Origin of the sequence: Streptomyces sp. NPDC127117, from assembly GCF_042677325.1 — a bacterium.
In the GTDB taxonomy this organism is placed as follows: Bacteria; Actinomycetota; Actinomycetes; order Streptomycetales; family Streptomycetaceae; genus Streptomyces.
On sequence record NZ_JBHXTM010000010.1, the window covers coordinates 28,901 to 40,125 of the forward strand.

The window sequence follows — 11,225 nt, forward strand, 5'->3', positions numbered from 1 at the left end:
TCCATGGACACCGCCCCCGTCTCCGCCGCCGCCGAGGTCGCCGTGACCGACGCGACCGAGCCCCCGGCACCCGGCCGGCGCCGCCTGCGCTTCCTGCGCGGCCGCAAGACCGTCGTCGGTCTCGGGATCCTCGCCTTCTTCGCCGTGATCGCGGTCATCGGGCCGTGGATCGCCCCGTACGACCCGGACGCCATGAGCGACGCGCTGCTTCAACCACCGTCCGGTGCGCACTGGTTCGGCACCACACACACCGGTCAGGACGTGCTCTCGCAGATCCTCGTCGGCACCCGCGGCGTCCTGGTGGTCGGCTTCGTCGCCGGAATTCTCGCGACGGTCCTGTCCGTACTGATCGGCGTCAGCGCGGGCTTCCTCGGAGGCACGGCCGACGAACTGCTCTCGCTGCTCTCCAACGTCTTCCTGGTCATCCCGGGACTGCCGCTGATCATCATCATCGCCAGTCTCGTGTCCGACGCCGGCGACGTCCTGATCGCCGCCGTCATCGCCTTCACCTCGTGGGCCTGGGGTGCGCGCGTCCTGCGCGCCCAGACGCTGTCGCTGCGGCGCCGGGACTACGTCGAGGCAGCCCGCGCGACCGGCGAATCGACCTGGCGGATCATCTTTTTCGAGGTGTTGCCGAACCTGACGGCGGTCATCGCCTCCGGCTTCGTCGGCACCGTCGTCTTCGCGATCCTCTCCGAGATCACCCTCGCCTTCATCGGCGTCGCCGACATCTCCGACTGGAACTGGGGGACCGTCCTGTTCTGGGCGCAGTCCAACCAGGCCCTGGCGCAGGGCGCGTGGTGGTGGTTCGTCCCGGCCGGACTCTGCATCGCCCTGCTCGGCATGTCGCTCGGCCTGATCAACTTCGGCATCGACGAGTTCGTCAACCCGCGCCTGCGCACGGAGACCGGCGCGTCCCGGAAGGTCCGGATGCGGGTCGGCTTCACCCCGGTGGCACGCACCGGCGCCTCTGAGAAGGAGACCCGCTCATGAGCGAGCCCGTCCTCACCGTCCGCGGGCTGAACGTGGACTACGGGACCGGGGACGACGCCGTGCACGCGCTGCGCGACATCGACCTCACCCTGCACCGGGGCGAGGTGCTGGGCCTGGCGGGCGAGTCCGGGTCCGGCAAGTCGACCCTCGCGTACGCCGTCACCCGGCTGCTCTCGCCGCCCGGGGTGATCACCGGCGGCGAGGTCCACTACCACCGGCGGGACGGCGGTGCGCTCGATCTGCTGGCCCTGTCGGCCGCCGGGCTGAGGGCCTTCCGCTGGCAGGAGCTGTCGATCGTGTTCCAGGGCGCGATGAACTCGCTCAACCCGGTGCACACGGTCCACAGTCAGCTCACCGACGTACTGCGGGCCCACCGCCCGGGCATGAAACGGGCCGAACGGACCGCACGGGCACGGGAGTTGCTGGCGCTCGTGGGCATCTCCGCCGACCGGCTCGCCGCCTACCCGCACCAGCTCTCCGGCGGGATGCGCCAGCGCGTGATGATCGCGATGGCGCTCGCGCTGGAGCCCGAGATCGTCATCATGGACGAACCCACGACGGCCCTCGACGTCGTCATGCAGCGCCAGATCCTGAGCCAACTGGTGCGGCTCCGTGAGGAGCTGGGCTTCTCGGTCGTCTTCATCACCCATGACATCTCACTGCTGATCGAGTTCTCGGACCGGATCGCGATCATGTACGGCGGCCGGATCGTCGAGGAGGCGGGGGCCGCCGCGATCTACCGAGACCCCCACCACCCCTACAGCGACGGGCTGCTGCACTCCTTCCCCGCACTGCACGGCGCCCGCCGCGAACTCACCGGCATCCCCGGCTCGCCCCCGCACCTGTCCGCGATGCCGGCCGGCTGCGCCTTCCACCCCCGCTGCGGCAAGGCGCTCGACGCCTGCGCCGGCCATGTCCCCGTGCTCGCCCCGCCGGAAGGGGACGAGCCGCGCACGGTGGCCTGCTGGCTCCACCGGCCGGCCCCGGCGACCGCCGCACCCCGCCCGTAGCCACCCCACGCACACCACAGGAGACCCATGAATCCCGTCACCTCCCAGACCCCTGCCCGCGAGCTCACCGCCCGCGCCGTCCCCGGCCTGCCCGCCGGCTTCCGCTGGGGCGTCGCCACCGCCGCGTACCAGATCGAGGGAGCCGCCGCCGAGGACGGCCGGACCCCGTCCATCTGGGACACCTACTGCAGGGTGCCCGGCATGGTCGTCCGCGGCGAGAACGGCGATGTGGCCTGCGACCACTACCACCGGATGCCCGAGGACGTGCGGCTGATCGCGGACCTGGGCGTCGACACGTACCGCTTCTCGCTCGCCTGGCCGCGCATCCAGCCGGGCGGGCGCGGCCCGGCCAACGCGAAGGGGCTGGACTTCTACAAGCGGCTGCTCGACGAGCTGGAGGCCGCCGGCGTCACCCCCTGGGTCACCCTCTACCACTGGGACCTCCCGCAGGAGCTGGAGGACGCCGGCGGCTGGCCGGCCCGTGACACCGCTCACCGCTTCGCCGAGTACGCCGCGCTCGCCTACGACGCGCTCGGTGACCGGGTGAAGCACTGGACGACGCTGAACGAGCCGTGGTGCTCGGCCATGCTCGGTTACGCGTACGGCAACCAGGCACCCGGCCGGCAGGACTTCGGCGACGCGATCCGGGCCGTCCACCACCTGCTCCTGGGCCACGGCCTCGCCGCGCGGCACATCCGCGGGACGGCCGCGGCCCGGGGCAACGAGCTCGAACTCGGCATCACGCTCAACCTCGGCACCGCCACCCCCGAGACCGACAGCCCCGAGGACGCCGAGGCCTGCCGCCGCGCCGACGGGATGGGCCGCCGCCTCTACCTGGACCCGCTGGTCAGGGGCGGCTATCCCGAGGACGTCGTCGCCGACCTCGCGCTGCGCGACGCCGTGCTCCCGGTCCAGGAGGGCGACCTGGCCGTCATCGCCACCCCGATCGACGTCCTCGGCGTCAACTTCTACCGTGGCACCCTCTTCTCCGGCGTCACGGAGGAGGGCTCCCCGGTGGACGCCGAAGGGCTGCCCGTCACCCGTGGCGTGGAGCGCGATCTGCCGCGTACCGCGATGGACTGGGAGATCACCCCCACCGCCCTCACCGACCTGCTGGTGGGGCTGGAGCAGGACTACGGCGTCCCGACGGTGATCACCGAGAACGGCGCCGCGTTCGACGACACCGTCGGTGCGGACGGACAGATCCACGACGGCGACCGCACCGCCTATCTCGCCGACCACATCGCCGCCGTCGCGGCGGCCCGCGCCGCCGGGGCCGACGTCCGGGGCTACTTCGCCTGGTCGCTGATGGACAACTTCGAGTGGTCCTACGGCTACGACAAGCGGTTCGGCATCGTCCGCGTCGACTACGGGACACAGGAGCGGACGCTGAAGGACAGCGCCAAGTGGTACCGCGACACCATCCGCCTCACCCGGGGCAGCTGAGCCCGGCCGCCGTCCCCCGCGCCGGCCCGCGTACGTCGGCCTTCGCGGATCGGCCTTCGCACCTCGGGCTCCGCGGGGCAGGCATCACTCATCCGGGTTAGCTTCGAAGTATGCGGAACAGGCTGTTCCCGACGATGCTGGTCGGCCTGCTGCTGATCCTGGTGGCGGCCGTCCTCGGTATGGCCCCGGGCGCGACCCCGTCGACCGGGGCGACCACCGTCGACGACGTCGCGCAGGCCCTGCGCAAGAGCCCGGTGTACGTCGACCCGGCGGCGTCCGGCCAGCTCTCCCCGGGCCGGGCCGCCGCCCTGACGAAGAAGATCAAGGACGCCGACAAGCCCGTGTTCGTGGTGGTGCTGCCGCGGACCTCCGCGTTCCCCGCGAAGACCCTGCTGACCACTTTGCGCACCGACACCGGAATCACCGGCGTCTACGCGGTCCGCCTCGGCAACGGCTTCGACGCGGGCGCCGACCCGCAGGTGATGTCCACCCGGGCGGTCCACAACCTCACCGCCGCGGTGAAGACGCCCGGCGTGGACACCGACGCCGCGACCCAGCTCAACGCCTTCGTCGACCGGGCCGTGGAACAGGCCCGGGGCAGTGCCCCCGCCTCCTGGGGCGGCTCGTCCGGCGGCGGATCGTCCACCGCCGTCGGGCTGATCACGGTCGGCGCGCTCCTGGTGCTGGGCTGCGGCACGGCCTACACGATCGTGCGCCGCAACCGGAAGCGCAAGGAGACCGAGGAACGGGCCGCGCTCGACAAGCTGCGGGTCGTCGTGGACGAGGACATCACCGCGTACGGCGAAACCCTGGACCGGCTCGACTTCCACCCCGCCGAGGCGGGCGCCGACGACGTCATGCGCGCGGACTACGAGCGGGCGCTCGACTCGTACGAGACCGCGAAGTCCCGCATGTCCGCGGCCCGCCATCCGTCCGACGTGCGCGGGGTCACCCAGGCCCTGGAGGACGGCCGTTTCTCCCTCGCGGTCCTCGCCGCCCGCCGGACCGGCGGGGAACCGCCGGCCCGCCGCCCGCCGTGCTTCTTCGACCCGCGCCACGGCCCCTCGGTCGCCGACGCCCGCTGGTCCCCGTCCGGCGGCACGGCACGCGAGGTCCCGGTCTGCGCGGCCGACGAGGCCCGGCTGCGCGCGGGCGAGGAACCGCTGGGCCGCACCGTCGACACCCCCGACGGCCGCCGCCCGTACTGGGAGGCGGGCCCGGCCTACGGTCCGTGGGCGGGAGGCTACTTCGGCGGCGGCCTGCTCCCCGGTCTCCTCGTCGGCACGCTGCTCGGCTCCATGCTGTCGAGCCCCGCGTACGCGGCGGAGTACGGCGGCGGCGACTTCGGCTCCGGCGGGGACTGGAGCGGCGGCGACTTCTCCGGAGCCGACTTCGACTCCTCGGGCTTCGACGGCGGAGGCTTCGGAGGAGGCGACTTCGGGGGCGGCGGCGGATTCGACGGGGGCGGGTTCTGAGCCGCCGGCCGCCGGCCGGAGACCGCTCGGGCAGGTGCGATTCATGCTAGACCTGAAGTTATGTCTGGTATCGGCCGATTCCGGGCGCGGCTGCGACGCTCCGTCCGGCGAACACATCGGCACGATGAAGGACGCCCGGGCCGAAAGGCGCCCGCGCCGTCCGACCGGGACCTGAGCGACCGGTCCCCGGGGCGCGAGCTGCGCTCCCTGTTCAGCCTGCGCACCGTGGCCGGCCAGGTCTTCGCCTTCGTCCTCGGCCTCGTCATGCTGCTCATCGCGGCAGGGGGCGTCGCGCTGGTGGTGCAGGGCCGCCGCGACAGCATGGCCGACGCCCGCGCCCGCACCCTGAGCGTCGCCGAGACCTTCGCCCACGCGCCCGGAACCGCCGCCGCACTGGACAGCAGGGATCCCACCGCGATCCTCCAGCCGCGCGCCGAGGAGGTCCGCAAGCTGACCCATGTCGAGTACATCGTCCTGGCGGGCCAGCAGGGCATCCGCTACACCCACCCCGACCCCGCGCTGATCGGCAAACACCTCATCGGCCCGTACAAAGAGGCACTGGCCGGGCACGGGTTCACCGAGACCTTCACCGGAAGCCTGGGGCCCTCGGTCAACTCGGTCGTGCCCGTGCCCCGGGCGGACGGCTCGATCGCCGGACTGGTCTCGGTGGGGATCACCGTCGAGTCCGTGAACAGCGTGGCAGACCGCTCCGTCCCGCTCGCCGCGGGCGCCGCGGCGGTCGCCCTGGTGCTCACCGCGGGTGGCGCGGCACTCCTGAGCAGGCGGCTGCGCCGCCAGACCCACGGCCTCGGGGCCGCCGAGATGACCCGGATGTACGAGCACCACGACGCGGTGCTGCACGCGGTCCGCGAGGGCGTCCTCATCGTCGAGGCCGACCGGCGGCTGACCCTCGCCAACGACGAGGCCCGCAGGCTTCTCGACCTGCCCCCGGACGCCGAGGGCAGGGCGGTGGCGGACCTCGGGCTGGACCCGGACACCGCGGAACTGCTGGTCTCCGGGGCGACCGTCACGGACGAGGTGCTGCGGGCCGGCAACCGGCTGCTGGCCGTCAACCTCCGCCCGACCGACGCGGACGGCGGGCCGCCCGGCACGGTGGTGACTCTGCGGGACACCACCGAACTCCGCGCGGTCACGGGACAGGCGGAGTACGCCACCGAACGGCTGCTGCTCCTGTACGAGGCGGGCGCCCGGATCGGCACCACCCTCGATGTGACCCGCACGGCCCAGGAGCTGGTGGACGTGGCGATCCCCGGATTCTCCGACGCCGCGACGGTCGACCTCGCCGACCCCGTCCTGCAGGGGGACGAACCGGTGACACCGGACAGCGGCACGCTGGAGATGCGCCGCACCGCCGTCGCGGCGGTCCGCCCGGAGCACCCGCTGTACCCGGTCGGCCATGTGGTGGGCTTCGTCCCCACCAGGACCCGGGGCATGCGGGTGCACAACGACGACGCCGATCTGCAGAGCGACTTCGTGAAGCTGGGCTGGCGGAACTGGGATCCCGATGTGGCCGAGCGGATCAGGGAGCAGGGCTTCCACTCGCTGCTGTCGGTGCCGATGCATGCCCGCGGCACCGTTCTGGGCATGGCCAACTTCTGGCGCTCGGGCGATTCGGAGCCGTTCGACGACGACGATCTGTCCTTCGCGGAGGAACTGGTGGCCCGGGGCGCGATCGGCGTGGACAACGCCCGCCGCTACACGCGGGAGCACGCGCTGGCCGTGACCCTGCAGCGCAGTCTGCTGCCGCGCGGCCTGCCCGAGCAGAGCGCCCTCGATGTCGCCCACCGCTACCTCCCCGCGTACGAAGGGGTGGGCGGTGACTGGTTCGACGTGATCCCGCTGTCCGGCGCCCGGGTGGCGCTGGTCGTCGGCGACGTGGTCGGGCACGGGCTGCACGCCGCGGCCACCATGGGACGGCTGCGCACCAGCGTCCACAACTTCTCCTCGCTCGATCCCGCCCCCGACGAACTCCTCGGGCACCTCGACGAACTGGTCAGCCGGATCGACCGGGACGAGGCCGGCGACGACAGTGCGGAGATCGCCGGTGCCACCTGCCTGTACGCGATTTACGACGCGGTCTCCGGGAACTGCGCGGTGGCCCGGGCCGGTCACCCCGGGCCGGTGCTGGTCCTGCCCGACGGGACGGTCGAGTTCCCCGAGGTCCCGACCGGACTCCCGCTCGGGATCGGCGGCATGCCCTTCGAGGCGGCCGAGTTCCACGTACCCGAGGGGAGCCGGCTGGTCCTCTACACGGACGGACTCGTGGAGCGCCGGGGCCGGGACATCGACACCGGCCTCGCCCTGCTGCGCGACTCCCTCGCCGGCCGCGACCGGACACCGGAGGAGACCTGCGACGACGTGCTCGACGCGCTGCTGCACGAACGGCCGAACGACGATGTCGCGCTGCTCGTGGCCCGCACCCACAGGCTCGATCCCGACCAGGTCGCGCAGTGGGCGGTGGCCACCGATCCGGCGGCCGTCGCCGGGGTCCGCAAGAACGTCGCCCAGTGGCTCACCGACCGGGGCCTGGAGGAGGAGGCGTTCGCCACCGAGCTGATCCTGAGCGAGCTGGTCACCAATGCGGTGCGCTATGGCACGGCGCCCATCGAGGTCCGCCTGCTCTACGACCGCAACCTGATCTGCGAGGTCTCCGACAGCAGCAGCACCTCCCCGCATCTGCGCTATGCGGCGACGACCGACGAGGGCGGCCGGGGACTGTTCCTCGTCGCCCAGTTCGCCGAACGCTGGGGGACTCGTTACACCGAGACGGGCAAGGTCATCTGGTCGGAGCAGACGGTCGGCGAGTCCGAGACGGACGAGCCGCCGTCGAACGCCTTCTGACGCCCTCGGGCGCCTCATCCCGCATCCCGCACGCTTTGCCGTTCCGGCAATGGGATTTGCCGATATCGCGCCGGGTCGCGGACCCTCTCGGGAGAAGGCGAAAGAGAGGTGCTCCTCATGAGCGACACGACCGGCATGAGCGACACGACCGGCGAAGTGACCGGCGACCGGGAGACGAACGGCGGCGCGGACCGTCCCTACGACGTGGTGGTGATCGGCGGCGGCGCCGCCGGACTGAGCGGAGCCGTGACCCTGGCCAGGGCGCGGCGCAGGGTGCTGGTGATCGACGCGGGACTCCCGCGCAACGCCCCGGCCGCGCACATGCACGGCTACCTGGGACACGACGGCATCCCGCCCTCGGAACTGCTGGCCATCGGCCGGGACGAGGTGGCCCGTTACGGGGGCGAGGTCGTGCGGGGCGCCGTGGCGACCGCCGAGCGGCTGAGCGACGGCACGGGATTCCGTGTCGTACGGGAGGACGGGGCCGTGGTCGTGGCGCGGCGGCTCCTGGTGACCACCGGCCTGGTCGACGAGCTCCCCCGGGTGCCGGGCGTGGCCGAACGCTGGGGGCGCGAGGTCCTGCACTGCCCGTACTGCCACGGCCGGGAGGTCGCCTCCCGCCCGATCGGGGTCCTGTCCACCGGACCGCTGGCCGTGCACCAGGCGCTGCTGTGGCGCCAGTGGAGCGAGAACATCACCCTCTTCCGCCACACCGGACCCGAGTTCACCGAGGGGGAGTACGAGCAGCTGGCCGCCCGTGGCATCGCCGTGGTCGACGGCGAGGTGGCCGGCCTCGATGTGACGGACGACCGGCTGACCGGGGTGCGGCTGGCCGGAGGCCGGAGCATCGCGTGCGAGGCCGTCGTGGTGCAGCCCCGCTTCACCGCCCGCGCGGACGTGTTGGCGGCCCTGGGCCTGGGCGCGGCCGAACTGAAGATGGGTGGCGAGGTGATCGGCACCCGCGTCGAGGCCGATGCGGCCGGGGCGACGGAGGTGCCCGGCATCTGGGTGGCCGGCAATGTCGCCGACCCGAAGGGTCAGGTCATCGCGGCGGCAGCCGCCGGGGTGCAGGCCGCCGCCGCGATCAACGCGGACCTGATCACCGACGACGTGAACCGCGCGGTCGCCGCCCGCCGGGCCTGACGCCGACCGGGCCCGCTCCGCAACGCCGAGCGCCCGCCTCCCTCCCCGGCGGGGGAGGAGGGAGCGGGCGCGCTCGGGTTCGGGCGTCGGGACGGCGCGGGGCGTCAGGCCTGGGGCGCGGCGGACTTGATCGCGGAGATGTCGAAGTTGAGCTTGACCTTGTCGCTGACCATCACGCCGCCGGTCTCCAGCGCCGCGTTCCAGGTCAGGCCCCAGTCGGAGCGCAGGATGTCGGCGCTGCCCTCGAAGCCGACCCGCTCGTTGCCGTAGACGTCGGTGGCGGAGCCGTTGAACTCCAGGTCGATGGAGAGCGGACGCGTGACGTCCTTGATGGTGAGGTCACCGGTGACGCGGTACGTGTCACCGCCGAGCTGCTCGGCATGCGTGGAGCGGAAGGTCATGAGCGGGAACTTCTCGGCGTCGAAGAAGTCGCCGCTGACCAGGTGGCCGTCGCGGTCGGCGATGCCGGTGTCGATGCTGCCGATCTTGACGTCGATGGACGCGGTGGAGTTCGCCGGGTCGGAGCCGTCCAGCTTCAGCGTGCCCTCGTGCTCGCCGAAGGAGCCGCGCACATTGGTGACCATCGCGTGCCGCACGGTGAAGCCGATGCTGCTGTGGGCCGGGTCGATCGCGTACTCGCCGGTGAGGGCGGCCAGGGCCGGGTCCACGGCGGGGGCGATGGTCGCGGTGGCGGACGGGGCGTTGTTGTTCTTGCGGTTGAACAGAGCCATGGCTCCTCCTCGGGGGACGTGATCGAGCGGGGTCGAAGTGATTGTTTAACCTTCAACGAGGATGACTGTAGCGCGATCTAGTTCAACGTTCAACATCTAAGTCGAAGTGTGTCGTGAACACCGGTCGAACGCGGGCGCAATTGCTGCCGGCCGTTGCCGCCCCCCTCTGGCGGACGCGCGTAGAACTCGGGCAGTATCTGCATGCCCTTACTTGTCATGAGCAGGAGGAGTCCCCCCATGCTGTCCCATATGAGACTGCGCCCCGTCCTGACCGCATTCGCCCTTGTCCTGGGCGTTCTCTTCGCCCCGGGCGTCGGTGTTCTCGGCGGTGGCGCCCCCCAGGCCCACGCCGCCACCAAGCTCACGCACGCCGAGGCCACCGCCCGGTTCAGCTCCTCCGGAGTCACCTGGTCGTCCTCCGGCGGCTGCTCCGACCGCAACGTCGCCACCTGCACCTCGTTCGACCAGCTCAACCTGGCCACCGCCCAGGGCGCCCAGACCCTCAAGAGCGCCACGGGCTGCGCGCTGAACATCACCGGCGGCACCGAGACGGGGCACGCCGGCGGCACGTACTCGCACTGGAACGGCTACAAGCTCGACTTCGCCAAGTCGACCTGCCTCACCAACTACGTCCACAACGTCTTCACCTACATCGGTGTACGCGGTGACGGCGCCCCCCAGTACCAGGCGGGTTCCGGCAACGTCTACGCCGACGAGGGCAACCACTGGGACGTGACGTTCTACAACTGCGGCGGCTGCTGACCTCCGCGCACGTCGACCCGCACGGGGTGCCTCCGTCCACCGGACGGGGGCACCCCGTGCCGCTGCCCGGCGGACGGGCACTCTGCCGGGAGGGGCGCCATCTCGCCAACCGGACCCGCCCACAGTCGACTTCGGCAATGATCCGACGGCGAAGACTGCCTGATACCGGCAGTCGATCGGCCGCCCCTTCCTGGGAAGATGGCTCGCCGCCACCTTCCGGGCGGCTGTCCGGGGCACCGACTGCCCGGCCATTTTTCCGACCCAGGACAGGTATCCACATGAGACCGACCCGAGCGGCGCTGGCCGTGGCCGCAGGCGCCCTGGCCCCGGCCCTCCTCCTCTCCACCCCGTCCTTCGCCGCCACAGCGCCGTCCCCGCCCGTCGCGGCGTCGGTCGCACAGAACGCGACGGCGGACGAGGAGTCGCCCTACGACTCGATGTCGGAGGAAGAACTCCGCATCGCCGTCCTCCGCATCCTGGCCGACCCGAACATCGGCAAGGGCGTCAACCGGGAGGCCCAGAAGGCCCTGGACGGCACGGTCGACGACCTCCGCAACTTCCTGAAGACGGGTCTGCGTCTGGCTCAGGCGGAGGACGATCGTGTCGCGATCCTTCGTATCGTGGCCGATCCGAAGACGGGGAAGGGTGTGTACCGGGAGGCGCAGAGGGCTCTGGACGGTACGCCGGAGGATCTGCGCTACTTCCTGGAGACGGGTCTGCGTCTGGCTCAGGCGGAGGACGATCGTGTCGCGATCCTTCGTATCGTGGCCGATCCGAAGACGGGGAAGGGTGTGTACCGGGAG

General features: G+C 71.9%; 9 protein-coding genes. 8 read left to right on the plus strand and 1 reads right to left on the minus strand.

The annotated features are described in order from the left end of the window. Nucleotides 1-3: 3 nt before the first annotated feature. The 6 genes from ACFVH0_RS11545 (at nt 4) to ACFVH0_RS11570 (ending at nt 8,929) form a co-directional block, all read left to right on the plus strand. Nucleotides 4-993 carry an ABC transporter permease gene (locus ACFVH0_RS11545; protein ID WP_385819377.1) on the plus strand — a complete coding sequence of 330 codons (990 nt, stop codon included), beginning with the start codon at nt 4-6 and terminating at the stop codon, nt 991-993. Next, nucleotides 990-2,003 (plus strand): ABC transporter ATP-binding protein, encoded by a 1,014-nt coding sequence (locus ACFVH0_RS11550; RefSeq protein WP_385819378.1) that lies wholly within the window; start codon nt 990-992, stop codon nt 2,001-2,003. The genes ACFVH0_RS11545 and ACFVH0_RS11550 overlap by 4 nt, the downstream gene beginning before the upstream one ends. A gap of 27 nt (nt 2,004-2,030) precedes the next feature. Next, complete coding sequence (locus ACFVH0_RS11555) at nt 2,031-3,449, plus strand: GH1 family beta-glucosidase (RefSeq protein WP_385819379.1); 1,419 nt, start codon at nt 2,031-2,033, stop codon at nt 3,447-3,449. 110 nt (nt 3,450-3,559) lie between these two features. Next, nucleotides 3,560-4,924: a hypothetical protein gene (locus tag ACFVH0_RS11560; protein WP_385819380.1), complete on the plus strand. Its 1,365-nt coding sequence runs from the start codon at nt 3,560-3,562 to the stop codon at nt 4,922-4,924. A gap of 60 nt (nt 4,925-4,984) precedes the next feature. Continuing rightward, complete coding sequence (locus ACFVH0_RS11565) at nt 4,985-7,786, plus strand: SpoIIE family protein phosphatase (protein ID WP_385819381.1); 2,802 nt, start codon at nt 4,985-4,987, stop codon at nt 7,784-7,786. Between the two features lie 135 nt (nt 7,787-7,921). Further along, nucleotides 7,922-8,929, plus strand: a complete 1,008-nt coding sequence (locus tag ACFVH0_RS11570; RefSeq protein ID WP_385819479.1) for an NAD(P)/FAD-dependent oxidoreductase — start codon at nt 7,922-7,924, stop codon at nt 8,927-8,929. A gap of 104 nt (nt 8,930-9,033) precedes the next feature. On the opposite strand, the gene ACFVH0_RS11575 is transcribed toward ACFVH0_RS11570, so the two are convergent. Further along, nucleotides 9,034-9,660, minus strand: coding sequence for a YceI family protein (locus ACFVH0_RS11575; protein ID WP_385819382.1), 627 nt, complete (start codon nt 9,658-9,660; stop codon nt 9,034-9,036). 237 nt (nt 9,661-9,897) lie between these two features. Between ACFVH0_RS11575 and ACFVH0_RS11580 the strand changes: the two genes are divergently transcribed. After that, nucleotides 9,898-10,422: a hypothetical protein gene (locus ACFVH0_RS11580; RefSeq protein WP_385819383.1), complete on the plus strand. Its 525-nt coding sequence runs from the start codon at nt 9,898-9,900 to the stop codon at nt 10,420-10,422. Nucleotides 10,423-10,700: 278 nt separating this feature from the next. After that, nucleotides 10,701-11,225: ALF repeat-containing protein (locus tag ACFVH0_RS11585; RefSeq protein WP_385819384.1), on the plus strand; the 525-nt coding region annotated here is incomplete at its 3' end.